Origin of the sequence: Flavobacterium sp. WG21, from assembly GCF_000335775.1 — a bacterium.
Lineage (GTDB): Bacteria > Bacteroidota > Bacteroidia > Flavobacteriales > Flavobacteriaceae > Flavobacterium > Flavobacterium tructae.
This window is the reverse complement of record NZ_AMYW01000028.1, coordinates 1-16,585: the sequence shown is the minus strand read 5'-3', so window position 1 is coordinate 16,585 and position 16,585 is coordinate 1. Positions and strand designations below refer to the sequence as shown.

The window sequence follows — 16,585 nt, the reverse complement described above, 5'->3', positions numbered from 1 at the left end:
TTAGGCACCTATAAGTTCTTTATAAGCATCAGCAGACAATAAAGAATCAATTTCTGATGCATCAGCAATTTTAATTTTAATCATCCATCCATCTCCGTAAGGATCAGAATTCACAGTTTCAGGCTCGCTTTCAAGATTTTCATTGAAGGCAATGATTTCTCCTGTTAATGGTAAAAACAAATCTGATACTGTCTTTACAGCTTCAACTGTTCCAAAAACCTCGTCTCTGTCAAGTTTTTGATCTAAAGTTTCTACTTCAACATACACGATATCCCCTAACTCTTTTTGTGCAAAATGAGTAATTCCTACTGTTGCAACATCTCCTTCGATGCTAACCCATTCGTGATCTTTTGTGTACTTTAAATTTGCTGGTATGCTCATAATAGTTGTGTGTTTGAAAATTGATAGTTTAATAATTGAGGCACAAATGTAATAATCTTCTAATAAAATCCTCTTTAGAAATTCAAAATTAATTCCCAAAATTATATCGAAGTGTAAATCCTGATCTAATATTCGTTAAAGGGAATGCTGTCGAGATTACCGCTTTCGAAAACGAATGATCGTAATAGAATATCGCGGTCAGGTTTTTACTGAATGCATAGTCTGCCGTAAGTTTTAACGACCATATATTTTGTCCTGCTGCTAATTGGTTGTTGTCATAATCTAAATAACGCACTAAGGTTTCATTATTTCGATACGAAAAGTCACACTTAATATTGATATCACTTTTTATAATTCCCGTTGGAGAATCAGCAAGTCTTGATGAGAAAATTACATCTTTAAAACGATAGCCCAGACCTACAACATATTCCATCCCTTTTACTTCGGTCAATAAATTATTATCAAAACTCATAGACAAAGCTCTGTCTTTTTTAATCTCTGTCAATACACGTAATGAGCTTTTCAATTCAAAATCCATTCGGATTAACGGACTGAATTGCTCCACGAGGTTAATATTAGACATGATGGTTTTGTTAAAGAAATTGGTATTCACATCCTGTCCGTTAGGCTTCTCTATATAGTCAAAATTAGATCTGAACTGGTTGATGGTATACGATGCTCTATAATTATGCTGTAAAGAAAAACGCTTGAATTTGTCTTTAAAATATTTGTAACGCATTAAACCGTTGTACTTAATACTCCAGTTTGGAATTGGGAAGCTTCTGAAAATATCTGTCGAGCTGCTTGATGCACTACTTCCTGTATAAGCTGCTAAAAATGCAGGCAATAAAACCGCCTGATTGCTTTTGGTAAATCCTATCGGATACCCTTCATTAGCCGTATATACTTTATAATTAGGATCTGTAGGAGCCGGAATTGGGTTATTAGCATCTCCATATCTCGGAATTGGTGCTCCTGCACCATAACGCTCCTCTGCCAGACGGTTTGCTATAATCATACGGTTGTTTCTGAAATCATCAAATGCGGCAGACTCTGTTGCAGTGCTGGTCGAAAATGCTGTTTTTATAAGCACTGTTGAAATAGAGAACATCCCATAATTATAAGGTGACAAAGCCTTATAATCTAAATCTCCGGTCACATTATTTTTAACAACACTATACTGCTCTGAATTATTTTCAGAATAATTGCGATCCATGTTCAGATCAATTTTCAAATCAGGCAATAAGTCAATGTTCGCCGTTACTTTCAGGAGCTTATTGGTTACCTGAGTAAAACTTTGATTAAAATCCTGGTAAGAGGTTAACCATCCTCTTTTCGCCGCTTCAAAACGAATGTCATCCTGACTTCCGAAAACAAATCCCAAAGTAGGTCTCGATGTTCCGAAGAAACCAACACCCGGTGTATACCCCGGTAAAACGGTTCCACTATTCACGGTATAATTGACCTGAACATTTTTTATACTGGTCAGAATACCAATCATGCCATCATAGAATGGACTGCTAGTAGTAGCCGGTTTTGCCGTATTTACAATTTTCTCTCCCGGTTTTGGCGGTGCAGCAGCTTTAGGTTTTGCTCCTGTTTTTGAACCTGGTGTTAATCCTAAATACTTGTACAACGTGTTCATATTAAGCGTTGTCGTAAATGTATTCGAATTGGCATTCTGAATAGTGTTTCCTAAATCAAACGTACTTCCGCTGACAGGATCAACATATTCAGATAATGCAGTCGAAGCACGCTGCCAGCTATAATCGGCGGTATACGAATAATTTGCTTTGATGAAGCTCAGTACCGGAATTTTATGAATTGGAATATCATAGTTCAACACTAACTGTTGTACGTGCTGATTTGGCGTTCCAATATCAAAATAATCGTCCCAGATATTAAAATCCTGTTTTGGTGTATTGTCATCATTTAGAAAATTCCTTACGATATTATTGGATGCAGCTGTATAGTTAATTTTTAAAGATTTCGTTAAATTGAAACCAAAACCGTACTGATAATTAAAGGCAAAGTTTCTTCTGTACAACGGATCAAGACCAATTCCTTGTACCTCCACTTCTCTAAATTGCTGACGGTTACTTTGTCTCAAAATATTTGTGTTAAAGGAAACATTTGAAGGCAGATAATTAAAATTAAAATCGCTCAGCATTTTCCAATACTCACTTTTCTTCATGAATTTAGTCTTCTTGAACGGAACCACTTCTTTTGGCTGGAAGGTGTACGCATAATTCACGGCACTATTCGATTGCTCGTCTACGTAATCTGCCACTTCATAATCGTGGCGTTCTACCTGATTGTACGATTGTGAAAAGGTGAAATTTTCAACGTCATAAACATGCGGTTTCTGTTCCGGTGCTCTGTCTTTTCTTACGCCGATAAAGTTGATACTTCTTCTTTTGGTATAGTCAACAGCTCTGGTTCTGATGTTCTCTTTCTCTGCCTCATCGGTCGTTTCTTTAATCAGCTGTTTTAATTTTATATCCTGATTGAACGGGTCGTATTCCGGTGTGATAACTTCTTCTCCAATTGCGTAATTAAATGGCAAATTGATTCCCCATCTGTGTGGTAATAATTTCCCTAAATTCAAATTGGTAACAATATTATACTGCTGTAGATCTTCACGGCTTCTCTCGTTTGCTCCTTGTTCTAAAGATCCAAAACCAATGGTACTCTTTTTACCGGTAGCCGATACGGTAGCAAAATCTGCCATATTGGTATCGATATTTAAAATTGCCGCCATACCGCCTTTGTTCTCCAGATCGGCCATTCGAAGTTCGTTGAACCAAATCTCTCCTTTAATGGTTTTATGATCTGCCCTACTCTTAACTCCTACCATCAATGTTCGGACTAAACCAAAATTAGGATTTCCTTTGATTCCTAATCTTAATCTGCCGTCTCCATCACCTCCGCCAACACTTAGGTCGTCATCCGGATAGTAAATCCCGTTAACGTCTCTTTTATCAGAATTAATATCAACAGTCATCCCCTTAATTTTCATTCGGGTCAATAACTCCAGTGCTAAATCAATATTGTTCTCTTCCAGCCAAACCTGATCCGGACTTATGCTACAGGACCCTCCGGTTCTGGTCACTTTTAAAGGAACCTCGACCTGATAGAAGTTTTGTGTAAAGTCATTTCCAAAACGGATAAAACCTACCATTTCATCATCGAGTAACGTGTTTTCGTTTGGCAATGATTCAGCATGTAAAAACATTTTCAGTTTTTTGTACTGACGCATGTCTACACTTACATTCTTAAAAACCGCTCTTGAATCCTGATATTGTAATCCTGAACCGCTAACTCTAACCGCTAAGGCTTGCTCATTTTGATTGATAATGGTATTGTTATTATACAGCTGCTCTCTACGAACGCCAGGTGGCACAACGTAATTCACAGGACATTTTGTACCATTCTCCTGAATGTTTACTGCCGCAACATCAAACTCTGTTCCGTCGTCAGCCGGATTTGTATCGTTGGCATCAAGTGTACCGGTATATCTTCTCCATTCTCCTCTCACTAAATCCAAAGCTCCAAAACGAACAGTCATCTGATCACTAAAGCCGGTCATGAACATACGCATGAAACGAATCGATCTGAAATCGGTAATATTTCCGATAGTATTTTGCGGTTGAGCAACCGGAATTTTAAACTGTATCCATCTTGCTGTTGTCGTTGATCCGTTTGGCAATTCAACATTACTTACTTCACGAATGTCCGTAACGAAATTCTGCCCCACCTGCATTCCCGGTTTTACATCGATGCTATATTCATAATATGCATTGATGGTACTCATAGTGTTGTCACGGTTGATATCTTCAACATCCGGCAAAGTTGTTGATCCACGGTTTGGGGAATCGATACTTACGGGAGAGTTTCCTTCTGTACCATTGTAATTTTTATAGCGGTCTAAAACGCCTCCATCAGTATTCAAATAATAGGTATAATCGTCTCCGGCCGGATCTGCTTCTCCACCGTAATTTGTATATACTGAAGCTTCTTTCGAATTGGGTAAACCGTCTAAACCAACATCCTGATTGCTACGATTACCGGCATTATTATCGAAGGCATAAATTAAAGACTGTGATGCAGGAACGTCTCCCCAAAGCGGTCTAGGATTTACCATGATCTGATCCGGGCCTAATCCGTTTTCGTATTGTTTTCTTCCGTCTTTTAAAACGTCTTCCGAGATTTCTCCTAAGTTGAAATAAATTTTTCCGGTATTACCAACTGCTGCTTCTCCATTACCTACATAAGGATCCATTACCCAAAACTGAATGTACTCGACATTCCCTTGTTCGAAGTTGGTCGAATTCAAAGCACGCATGATTCCTCCAAAATTAGAACTGGCGGGACTTGCACCAAAATTCGGATTGTTGTTATAAGGTCCGCGGTTAGAAGGGTAATACGTTAAGTCTAGTGTATTCACTACCTGAATCTGTCCCTGAGCAATATCTGTATTTGGATATAATTCCCGACTATAAATACGTCTCGTGGTATTTAATGACAAATCATCATTTGAAATACCCGATGGTTTTGAAGCGTAAAAAACAGGGTCGATAGTATACCAGGACAATTTTGCACGTTTAAAGCCATATTCTAATGTAGTTGAATTGGCATTAAAAGTATTATCATTGATAGAATTTACAAATGGTGTCGAAGCCAGACTCCACGCATACGCTGATCGCATGTCGATGGTAGACTGAGAACCTTCGAAGTCATCAATATAAATGGTTGCCTCACCTTCAAAATCACTGGCTTTTGGAGCATCCGGTTTTAAGAAAGCTACTTCTCCTCTTATCGAAAGATTGGAAGGAACATCTGTATCTATGTTTGGTAATTTGTTAACTAATCTGGTGAAGAAAGGAACTTCGGTAGAGTAATTCCCATTGAATCCAAAGATCGTATTGTTTACAGATTCCTGACCGTAACTTGATTTTTGAGTAAACGGTCTTTCGTTCATTTTCAAATAAGTTCCTCCTACAATAAATTTATCTGAAATTTTATGTTCAACATTGAAACCTATAAATCTTCGAGTCTGTTGTCCGAAAATTGAATTGTTCTCCAATGACACCTCAATTGGTGTATTAGAAGCCTGAAGCGAAGGATCTAAAATCTGAACACGTCCTAATTGGTAATCTACGCTATAATCGATCCCTTCCACCAGTCTTCTTCCGGCTGCCATAACAACAACCGATCCCTGCGGAACATTAAACGCTCCGATTGGAATACCATTGCTTCCTGATGATTTGTATTTTCCTCTTAATAAAAATTTATTCTTATCACTGTCCTGCAAGGCTCCGGACTGTGTATTTCGATACATGTTTCTGAACACATATCTTTTCTGATTGGCATTATAGGTAGTCGGATCGTCGTAGTTCTCGCCCGAACCTGTATTTTGCAACTTTTTAAATAACAATTCTCCAAAAGGCTCTTTGGTACTAAAAATAATTCGAGCATTCTGAACGTCTACTGTAATTCCCGGAATGTAATCAAAGAAACCATCTCCTCCGGCTTGCGGATCATTGTTATAATTCAATCGGTCCAGATTAAACACATTCAATAAAGGGGTCAGCTCAACTTTATTATCTGCGGTAGGATTTGCAGGGAATGTTGTTCCCGGTACCGGTGAAATATAATTGATTGGAGAAGGATCTGTATACAGTATGTTTAATCTGAAATCATCTTGTTTGATTTGATATGCCTGAGGAATTTGATACACGTTTTTCATCATCAGATTCCAAACCGGATTCTGAACGTTCGTCAAATTACTCTTCAGCATTTTTAACACTAAACTCTGAGTGATGATCGCTTTATTGGCATTGTTGTTTCCGGTCACTACGGTTCCGTCTACCCCGTCACTTCCAAACTCTCCGACCTGATACACTTTTCCTCCAACAGTGTACTCAAATGCTACTGCTAAAATTTCGTCATTGGCCAAACGCTGCTGTAAGGAAATGTATCCCAACTGCGGATTGAAAGTAAATTCGTTTGCGGTTAATTTCCTGGCGTTTTCTAACACAGAATAATCTGTTCCTTCGCTGGTATTCGCGTTATTAAATCCTGATTTTGCCGTTACGATTTCTCTAATATTAGAATTTAGGTAAGCTCCCGGTTTTCCAATAGTAGCCGGATCGTATTTATTGTTGGTGTTATTTGTTGGTGTATCGATAGGGTTATTAAAAAATCCGACAGGATTGCTTATCACCACCACCTGATTGTCCGGAACTCCCGTAACCTGTCCTTCTCCTAAATCCTGAAGTGCGATAATGTTACGTAAGTTATTGTTGTTGGTTGCTACCCTGTTTTGTTTGTTGGTTACCCAAACTTCTATTCTGGTAACCTGAACACGGCTATCGATAAAAGGATAGCTTTTTAATGAAGCATCGTATTTATTTCTGAAATACTGAGATAAGAAGAAATGTCGGTCATTATCGTAATCCAGTGCATACAAATCAAAGTTCTGAACGGTACCGCCACCTTCTGCAACTATACTCTTGGTTTGTGACTTCTGTTCTGAGAAAACTCCGGTAACGGTTGTCTTACCAAATTGCAAGACTGTTTTAACCCCGAACAAACTTTGAGCACCTCGAATAAGGGTACTGTTTAAAGGCATACTCACGTTACCTACTTCCACTTTCTGAACAATATCATCTTCTGAAGGTGTGTAGGCAAGTTTAAATAAATTTTGAAAGGCAAAAGTAGACTGGGTATCATAATTAGCATTTACCTCTAATCTGGTTCCTACTTTCCCCAGCAAACTCATACTGATTCGCTGATCGAAATCAAACGTTAGGCTGGATCTGTTTCTTGGTGAAAAAGCCGGATTATCCTGTTTGGTATACCGAATCCCCAAGTCCATTTCTACTGAACCTGTTGGCTTTACGTCTATGGTATTACTTCCGAAGATACTTTCGAAAAGTCCTGAATTGATATAATATCGCGGTAGTAAATTCTTTTTGGCGGCCTCACTTCCTGATTTTTTACCATCAATAGCATCTGATTTTTTTCTGAAATAATCTCTTCTGGATTCTTTCAAAACTAAATCTTCGTATTCTTTTGGGGTTAATACAATTGGATAATTGATATTAAAACCGTCTACCGAACTGGTGTAAATGTAGCGATCGGTTATGGGATCATACCGATAGGCTGAAAGTATGCTTGGCGGATTTCCTATTTCTACTTTACCAACGGAGAATTGTGTTTTAGTTGTATCTTGAACTGTTGGGTTTACTTGCGCACGCAAAACATTACCGCAAAATAAAAACAGTAAAAAAATACAAATTTTACGCATACTCTTGGTTTAAATAAATTGGTTTTATAGGCTTTTTAGTGCTTTCTTGATAATGGTTTCTACGGTAGCTTCCGGGTCTTCTTTTACGATTTTCTCCACTACTTTTTCAGAAGTTTTACGAACAAAACCTAAAACCTCCAAAGCAGATAACGCTTCATCTCGATTTGTATTGTTCTGTACGATAGAAACTTCGTCCAAATCGTACAATTTTAACACTTTTTCTTTTAAATCTAGTATAACTCTTTGTGCTGTTTTGTTCCCAATTCCTTTTATGGACTGGATTATACCTACGTCTCCTGAGGCGATAGCATTGATAATTTGTCTTGGCTCTATGGATGACAACATGGTTCTGGCAATGTTTGCACCAATTCCTGAAACCGACAATAACATTCTGAATATTTCGCGTTCTGATTTTTCTACAAAACCAAATAATGTATGCGCATCTTCTTTAATTTGAAGATGCGTATACAATTTTATATTTTCTACATTGGGAATTAATGAAAAGGTATGTAAAGAGATGTTTACCTGATAACCTACTCCGCCACACTCAATGATGACTTCTGTTGGATTTTTCTCTACTAATTTCCCCTGTAAATGTGCTATCATAGTATAATTTATTAAGGTCAAATATAACAAAAATGCATTAAAAATACGACATTATTATTTGACCTTAATTATTTCTACTATTTCGCTAATTTAATCTTTTTACTTTCTTTTTCCTGAGCGTCAATAACTGCAATTGCAGCCATATTTACCATTTCTTCAACGCTTGCTCCTAATTGAAAAATGTGAACCGGTTTACCCATTCCCATCATAATTGGTCCAATAGAATTTACTTTGTAAAGTTCTTTTAGCAATTTATAAGTAATGTTAGCCGAATCTAAATTAGGAAAAATCAAGGTATTCACTTTTTTACCTGCTAATTTCGAGAAAGGGAATTTTTCTGCAAGCATTTCCTGATTCAAAGCAAAATCTGCCTGAATTTCTCCGTCAACAATCATTTCCGGATGGTTTTTATGCAAGTAAGCTACTGCTTCTCTCACTTTTGAAGCACTTGGACTTGTTGAGGACCCGAAGTTTGAATAAGAAACCATTGCAATAACAGGCTCTACACCAAACATTTTAGCCGTTTTAGCCGTCATGATTGCAATGTTAATCAAATCTTCTGTTGAAGGATTGATGTTGATTGCTGTGTCTGACAAGAACATTGGTCCACGAGAAGTCAACATCATATTGGCTGTAGCTACTAATGAAGCTCCCGGTGCTTTTTCAATTAATTGTAACATTGGTTTCACAACAGTCGGATAACTTCTTGTATGACCTGTTACCAAAGCATCTGCTTCTCCTTCGTTCACCATCATTGCGGCAAAATAGTTTCTTTCGCGCATGAATTTTTGTGAATCTAATAACGAAACTCCTCTTCTTCCTCTTGTTTCCCAATATGAATTAGCAAATCGGTTACGTCTTCCTTCTTCTTCATTGGTTTTAGGATCAATAATCTCAAGTTCAGCATCAAAACCTAATTCTTCCTTAAGTTCTAAAATGACTTCTTTGTTTCCTAATAAAATTGGATGACCAATTCCATCTTCGTGTACAATTTGCGCTGCTTTAAGTACGTTTAACTGATCTGCTTCTGCAAAAACAATTCTTTTTGGACTTACTTTAGCACGGTTGGTAATCAAACGTACCATTTTATTGTCGTTCCCCATACGCTCGCGAAGCACATCTTCGTATGCAGCCCAGTCTGTAATAGGATTTTTTGCTACTCCGGATTCCATTGCTGCTCTTGCAACTGCAGGTGCAACCACGGTAATCAATCTAGGATCAAATGGTTTAGGAATGATATACTCTTGTCCGAAACCTAATTTTGTTGCTCCGTATGCTACGTTAACCTGCTCCGGTACCGGCTCTTTTGCCAAAATAGCTAATGCTTTTACGGCAGCCATTTTCATCGCTTCGTTAATTTTTGTAGCACGTACGTCTAATGCTCCTCTAAAAATATAGGGAAATCCAAGAACGTTATTTACCTGATTAGGAAAATCTGAACGTCCCGTAGCCATAATAATATCTTTACGAGTTTCTGTTGCTAAGTTATAATCGATTTCCGGATTTGGATTTGCCATTGCAAAAACAATTGGATTCTCGTTCATTGTCAATAACATCTCAGGTGACAAAATACCTCCAGAAGATAATCCGATGAAAACATCTGCTCCTTTCACTGCTTCTGCTAAATCAATTTTAGCTCCGTCAACTGCATATTTCAACTGCAATTCTGATAGTGAAGAATTATCTTTTGTTAAAAGTCCTTTACTGTTAAACATCTTGATGTTCTTAACCTGAACTCCTAACAAAACATATAAATCAGTACAAGCAATTGCTGCAGAACCTGCACCCGAAACTACGACTTTTACATCTTCTGCTTTTTTTCCTGCTAATTCAAGGGCATTAATTAAAGCTGCTGACGAGATAATTGCAGTACCGTGCTGATCGTCATGCATTACCGGAATGTCTAATTCTTCTACCAGTCGTCTTTCGATTTCGAAAGATTCCGGTGCTTTAATGTCTTCCAGATTTATCCCTCCAAAAGTTGGAGCAATATTTTTTACGGTCTGAATGAATTCTTCGATATCTTTTGTACCGATTTCGATATCAAAAACATCAATATCAGAGAATATTTTAAACAACAATCCTTTTCCTTCCATTACTGGCTTAGAAGCCTCTGGACCAATGTCCCCAAGTCCTAAAACTGCTGTACCGTTTGAGATCACGGCAACTAAATTTCCTTTTGCTGTATATTTGTAAACGTCTTCTACGTTTGCTGCAATGTCTAAACATGGCTCTGCAACTCCTGGCGAATAAGCCAAAGATAAATCTCTTTGGGTTGCATATTTTTTTGTTGGAACTACCTGAATTTTTCCTGGAGTTGGTTCTGAATGGTACAGTAACGCTTCTCTTCTTTTACTCTCTTTGTTCATTTATTTTTAGCTTTTATTCTAGCTTACAAAGATATAAGTCTTGTTTTAAAATGGCCTATTTTTACTGCTTTCTTTTACTAAAAATAAAATTCGGAGCGAAAAAAAAATAGCCCAAATTAATTTGGACTATTTTTTTGATATGTTTTATTTTTTGCTTGTTTTATTGCGAAATATAAGAGTTTAAATGATTAATAGTATCTTTCTGAATTTCTATAATGGCCTTAACTACATCACTTATAGATATTATTCCTACTACAATTCCATCTTCCAGAACCGGTAAATGTCTGATTCTTTTGGTACTCATCAGTTCCATACAATCTTCAATCTTATTTGAAAGTTTTACCGAGAAAACATTGCTTTCCATAATTTCATGCACAAAAGTTTCTTTTGATGATTTATCTTTCAAAACAATTTTTCGAGCATAATCCCTCTCAGACAATATCCCTTTTAAATCGGAACCATCAATAACCAGAATGGCACCTATGTTTTTCTCTCCCATTACCTTTAAGGCTTCATAAACCGTTGTGGTTGAAAGAACTGAATAAACATTTTTCCCTTTTGCGTTTAATATTTGTTCTACCGTCATAGCTGAAAAATTTTAGATTTATAAAGTTAGAAAAAAATGCAGACACACGACAATGAAAAACGGTTTTTTAAAACCATAAAACATTCATTTTAAGTAAAATAACTAATATTTTGTGTTTTATAAATTTTAGTTTAAAGAAAGGAATGATTTTTAGGACTTTTTTGCGAATTATATTACGTAAGGGATGTTTTTTGCTCGCAGAGACGCTAAGGCGTAAAGTTTTTTATTGTTGGCTGCTGCTGTCAATGTGTGTTTTACGCATCGTTTTGTCCTTGCGATGAAGGAAACTTGAGCAATAACGACTGACGAAGTAAATACATTCGAAACTCTATTCTTGATATCGTCAATCTTTGTCGAATTACTAGTGTGATCCCTCGTTCCTCGGGATGACAAGATTGTGAATAATTTGATAACAACGAAAAAAGCCCTTTCTACAATTTAGAAAAGGGCTTTAAACTATTACTTTTTATTTACAAATTGGTGATTACAAATTCGCTTCTTCGGTTACGTTCGTGTTCTTCATCGGTACATTTTACACCATCAGAACATTGGTTTACCAATTGAGTTTCGCCGTATCCTTTTGCGGTTAATCGGGCTGGGTCTACTCCTTTTTGAATCAGCCAGTTTCGGGTTGATTTGGCTCTCTTGTCGGATAAAACCTGATTGTATTGCTGAGTTTGTCGACTGTCTGTATGGGAACGGATATCCAATTTTAAGGCTGGGTATTGTTTTAGAATTTCGACAATTTTCTCTAACTGATAAGCGGATTCCTTTTTAATAGTGGCTTTGTCAAGATCAAAATAAATGATCGGAATATCGAGTGTTTTTGCCAGATCTGTTCCCACTTCAATGGGTTTAATTCTTTTTTCCAGCTGAATCAATAAAGTCGTTTTTCCGGAATTTCTTTTAATTACTACCGGTACTTCCTTACTCTCATAATCTGTTTTCGACGTTCGTACGAAATAGTTTTTTCCACATTTTACATTCGGAAAAATATAATTTCCATTGTTGTCAGTGATGACTTCTGCAACGGGTTGGAAATTTTCATCAAACAATGCCACATTCGCATTTGAAAGTATAACATTGGTTTCTGAATCGGTGACAGTACCTGTTAATTGTTGTTCGCAATTTAGTTTTCGTCTTTCGGTAAATCGATAAACATCGTCAAATCCATGTCCCTTATCTCTGTTGGAAGAAAAAAATCCGTTTCTGTCTTTACTATTGATTATAAAAGCAAAATCGTCCTGCGGACTGTTAATTGGTTCTCCAATATTTTGTATTTCTTCAAAGGTATCCTGATCATTTATTTTTGTCACAAATACATCAAGTCCGCCCAATCCCGGTCTTCCGTCTGTTGCGAAATAAAGTTCGTTATCTTCAGAAATAAAAGGAAATGTTTCTCGTCCTTCAGTATTGATTGCTGATCCCAAATTTTGAGGTTTTCCAAAGGTTCCATCCTCATTTATGGCTACTTTAAACAAGTCGGATTGCCCTAAAGTTCCCGGCATATCTGAAGCAAAATAGAGCGTTTTTTCGTCTACACTTAAGGTAGGATGCGCTACACTATACTGATCACTGTTAAACGGAAGTGCTTCGATATTTTTCCATTCTCCTTCTACTAAATTTGCTTTGTACAACTTTAATAAGGTGACTTTGTTCTCGTCTCTGCCTCTTTTACCGTTTAAGAAATTGTTTCTTGTAAAATACATTGTTCGGCCGTCTTTTGTAAAAACGGGTGTCGATTCGTTGAATTTTGTATTTACTTTCTTCTGAAAACGCTGCGGTGTTCCTAAACTTCCATCCGGTAACAATTCGGCGGTGTATAAATTGGTAAAGGATCGGTTGGTCCACTTGAAATTTTTCTTTGCGACTCCGCCAGTATCTCGTGCGGATGTAAAAACTAGTTTATTATCAAAAATAGTACTCCCATAATCTGAATACTTAGAGTTTATTCCGGCATCGGCAATTTCAAATCGTCCTGAATTTGCTTTTATCTCGTTCAAATAATTTTTATTGGATTCGAATAAGATCCCTCTTTTATCTGTTGCCTGTTTTTGATTGAATTTTTCTAAGATTACATCTGCTTTAGCGTAATTTCCAGAAGCTTTAAGACATTGTGCGTATCGGTACAAATACTCAGGCTCTTGTTCTTTGTTCATGGAAAATAATTCATCGTACCATTTTAAAGCTTTTACCAATTCTCCATTAAAATAATAGGAATTCCCCAGACGCTGGAACATTTTTTCGTCTTTGTATCCTTTTTCAGCTACATTTTCATAGATTTTTATAGCATCAATATAGGCGTACTTCTCGTATTTGGTATCGGCATACTTTATACTGCCGGTTTGTGCAATTGCATTAAAAAAGAGGAATAAAAAAGATATGGTATAGTGTAGTTTTTGGCTTTTCATGTAGGGCTTTTTTAGAAGAATCTTGGTGAGGTAATTCTATTGTAATTATTAAGAAACTCAAAACGCAGGAAGACTTCATGCGACCCCGAATTGTATCTTCTTAAATTAGTAGTTTCATGATCGTAACCATAACCCACATATAAACCATCTGTAATCTGAAAACCTGCCATTGCACTAACTGACGCGCTCCAGCGATAAGCCAGTCCGATTACAAACTTATCATTGAACATAAAATTCCCTGAAACATCAACCTGTAAAGGGGCTCCCTGAACCATCTTGGTCAACAATGCCGGTTTAAATTTGATGTAATAATCCAGATCAAAAACGTAACCTGCCATTAAATAATAGTTGATTTTATCCTTAAAAATAGCGGTATCATCATCATTGAATCGATTGGTTTCGATAAAATTCGGAATTGATAATCCTAAATATGCTTTGTCAGAATGCCAATAAACCCCGGCTCCAATATTGGGTGTGATTCGATTGTTTAAATTCTGAAACTGTGGATCTCCCTGATTTTCAGGATTCAATTTATTTACATCCAGATTAAAAAGATTTGCTGTGGCTTTTATCCCAAAGGAAAGTTTAAAGGTTTCTGAGGTTGGAACACTATACGACAAATCGGCTGATAAAGTGTTCTCGTTGGTTGGACCAATTTTATCGTTTACCAAAGAAACTCCCAATCCTAAATTGCTGTTGTTTAAAGGTGTATTTATAGCAAAGGTGCTGGTTTCGGGTGCTCCGTCCAGTCCGACCCATTGTGTACGGTACAGTCCGAAAACACTTAGCGCACCACGGGAACCCGCATAAGCCGGATTTATTGCCATGGTATTATACATGTATTGTGTGTATTGCGCATCTTGCTGCGCCGAACACACCACTGTAAAAAACAGGAACATTACAATTATCTTTTTCATTTGAATGGCTTTTAAGAAGCGGCCCGGGATTACCAAGCCGCCATAGTTTTTACTTGTTGATATATAAATAACCTGATTGTTCATGCAAATTAGATTCGTTGTCTTTGTACTTTAAGATGTAGAAGTAAGTTCCTACCGGTAATCCTTCGGATTGTTTTATAGTAGTACGTCCTTCTGAGAAACCTTTAAAAACACGATCTTCATTATTGTAGTTGTCTTTTTCGAAAACCAGAACTCCCCAACGATTGTATATTTCAACTGTATTGCTAGGATAACATTCTAAGCCCTGAATATAGAATCTGCTGTTTTTGTCATCTCCATTTGGTGAAAACGCATTAAAGACTTTTATAACACAACCGGTTAAAGGCAATACGGTAGGTTTATCTTCCAAAATACTTTCGTCATCAGAAATATCATCTACAACAACTCCTTTATCACTTCGTCCCTGAACGCTTGCCTGATTGCTTACGCTACCTTTATTGATATCACTTTGCGTGATTTTATAAATGGCTTTAAAGTTATATTCGTCAGATTCGTTTACACCTAAATCAATTGCCTGTCCTGAAACGACAACTCCCGGTAAAGGATCTGAAATGGTGATTCCTTTTAATGGAACGTTTCCGGTATTGGTTACTTTAAATCTGTACGTAATGGTTTCGCCTGCATTTGCAAATCCGCTTCCGTTTTCGTCATTAAATACTGCTGTTTTAATTACTGCAATAGCAGGAACTTCAACAAAAACAGTTAATGTCGCGGTACCACAATTGGTTGGATGGGCTTTTTCACAAAGTTGATAGTTTAAGGCATAAGTTCCACCCGGTGTGTTTGGTTTCACATTTACAGTTCCGTCTGAATTAAACTCAAAATAAGGGTTTTTCGACAAATCGGTAAATATAACTTCCGAAGGATTAATTGGTAAACCTTTCAGTAAATCATTGTTGAAAACATTTATGAATTCAAGAGAACCATTTATACCGTCTACATTTACAATTCCATCATTTGTAACTACAATTTTCACTAAAGGTATCGGAGGATCCGGGTCTACTACATTAATTACCGTAATCTTCGCCACTGCCTGACTGCAATTAGACGGATTTAAAGCTTCACAAATTTGATACGTTAATTCATAAGTTCCAGAAGGAGTTCCCGATTTTACTTCGATTCTACCATCAGATTTTAAAGTTAAATTCGGATTTGGCACAATCGTCGTTAAAATAACGCTTGAAGGAGTCAGTAATACTCCGTTTAAAGTATCATTCTGAAAAATACTTGTTGGAGAACTTTGTCCTTTACTACTGTCAACAGTTCCGGCATTATCATTATTCGCTTTTATAACCGCTCCTGTTACCGGAACATAACTTTTTACAGTAGAACAATTCGTAGGATTCAGATATTCACAAATACTGTATTCAACTTCGTATCTGCCTATCGGTGTTCCGGCTTTTACCGTTACCGTTCCGTCCGCATTTAAAGTCAATCCTGTTGGAACATTTATTGCTTTTAAGATTACTCCTCCAACACTATTTTTAATTACTGCCGGATTTCCATTCAAAGTATCATTAGTAATCAATGAAGCTGTAGTTCCGCCAATACTTCCGTTTATCGAAAGGGTTTCTTCTGTCACTGCATTAATCACGGCTTTTCCAACTTCAACAGTTGCCGTAGCTGTAGCACAGTTGGCAGGGGTTGCTCCTTCTTCACAGATTTCGTATGTGATTTGGTAGGTTCCTGTTACGGTGTTTGGATCTAAAGTCAATACTCCGTTGGCGTCAATGCTCAATGGTCCTGTTTTTATTGGGGTTACATTGGTATTGGCTGCGGTTACCGGCTGTCCGTTTAGGGTGTCGTTTGCTGTTACGTTTCCAACTGTGGTTGCCGTTGTTGTACCCGGTGTTTGTACTGGGTAGCTGTTGTCAACATTGGCTACGATTGGGTTTTTAACTTCAACAGTGGCCGTAGCGGTAGCACAGTTGGCAGGGGTTGCTCCTTCTTCGCAGATTTCG

General features: G+C 37.2%; 8 protein-coding genes. All 8 read right to left on the bottom strand.

Annotation, left to right across the window (positions count from 1 at the left end):
- Positions 1-381 (bottom strand): glycine cleavage system protein GcvH, encoded by a 381-nt coding sequence (gcvH, locus tag C245_RS0117385; RefSeq protein WP_026110132.1) that lies wholly within the window; start codon positions 379-381, stop codon positions 1-3.
- Between the two features lie 88 nt (positions 382-469).
- Positions 470-7,693 (bottom strand): cell surface protein SprA, encoded by a 7,224-nt coding sequence (sprA, locus tag C245_RS0117380; RefSeq protein ID WP_017497884.1) that lies wholly within the window; start codon positions 7,691-7,693, stop codon positions 470-472.
- Between the two features lie 24 nt (positions 7,694-7,717).
- Positions 7,718-8,299 (bottom strand): Holliday junction branch migration protein RuvA, encoded by a 582-nt coding sequence (gene ruvA / locus C245_RS0117375; protein ID WP_017497883.1) that lies wholly within the window; start codon positions 8,297-8,299, stop codon positions 7,718-7,720.
- Between the two features lie 77 nt (positions 8,300-8,376).
- On the bottom strand, positions 8,377-10,668 hold the full coding sequence (locus C245_RS0117370; protein ID WP_017497882.1) for an NADP-dependent malic enzyme: 2,292 nt from the start codon (positions 10,666-10,668) through the stop codon (positions 8,377-8,379).
- A gap of 160 nt (positions 10,669-10,828) precedes the next feature.
- On the bottom strand, positions 10,829-11,254 hold the full coding sequence (locus tag C245_RS0117365; RefSeq protein ID WP_017497881.1) for a CBS domain-containing protein: 426 nt from the start codon (positions 11,252-11,254) through the stop codon (positions 10,829-10,831).
- A 470-nt stretch (positions 11,255-11,724) separates the two neighbouring features.
- Positions 11,725-13,665 (bottom strand): OmpA family protein, encoded by a 1,941-nt coding sequence (locus C245_RS0117360; RefSeq protein WP_017497880.1) that lies wholly within the window; start codon positions 13,663-13,665, stop codon positions 11,725-11,727.
- Positions 13,666-13,676: 11 nt separating this feature from the next.
- The gene (locus C245_RS0117355; RefSeq protein WP_026110131.1) at positions 13,677-14,582 is read right to left on the bottom strand and encodes a type IX secretion system membrane protein PorP/SprF; all 906 of its coding nucleotides are present in this window, start codon (positions 14,580-14,582) and stop codon (positions 13,677-13,679) included.
- Between the two features lie 49 nt (positions 14,583-14,631).
- Positions 14,632-16,585: gliding motility-associated C-terminal domain-containing protein (locus C245_RS0117350; RefSeq protein ID WP_017497878.1), on the bottom strand; the 1,954-nt coding region annotated here is incomplete at its 5' end.

Coding starts and splice junctions, on each gene's coding strand:
- sprA (WP_017497884.1), bottom strand. CDS start 7,693: ATGCGTAAAATTTGTATTTTTTTACTGTTTTTATTTTGCGGTAATGTT.
- C245_RS0117355 (WP_026110131.1), bottom strand. CDS start 14,582: ATGAAAAAGATAATTGTAATGTTCCTGTTTTTTACAGTGGTGTGTTCG.
- C245_RS0117360 (WP_017497880.1), bottom strand. CDS start 13,665: ATGAAAAGCCAAAAACTACACTATACCATATCTTTTTTATTCCTCTTT.
- C245_RS0117365 (WP_017497881.1), bottom strand. CDS start 11,254: ATGACGGTAGAACAAATATTAAACGCAAAAGGGAAAAATGTTTATTCA.
- ruvA (WP_017497883.1), bottom strand. CDS start 8,299: ATGATAGCACATTTACAGGGGAAATTAGTAGAGAAAAATCCAACAGAA.
- gcvH (WP_026110132.1), bottom strand. CDS start 381: ATGAGCATACCAGCAAATTTAAAGTACACAAAAGATCACGAATGGGTT.
- C245_RS0117370 (WP_017497882.1), bottom strand. CDS start 10,668: ATGAACAAAGAGAGTAAAAGAAGAGAAGCGTTACTGTACCATTCAGAA.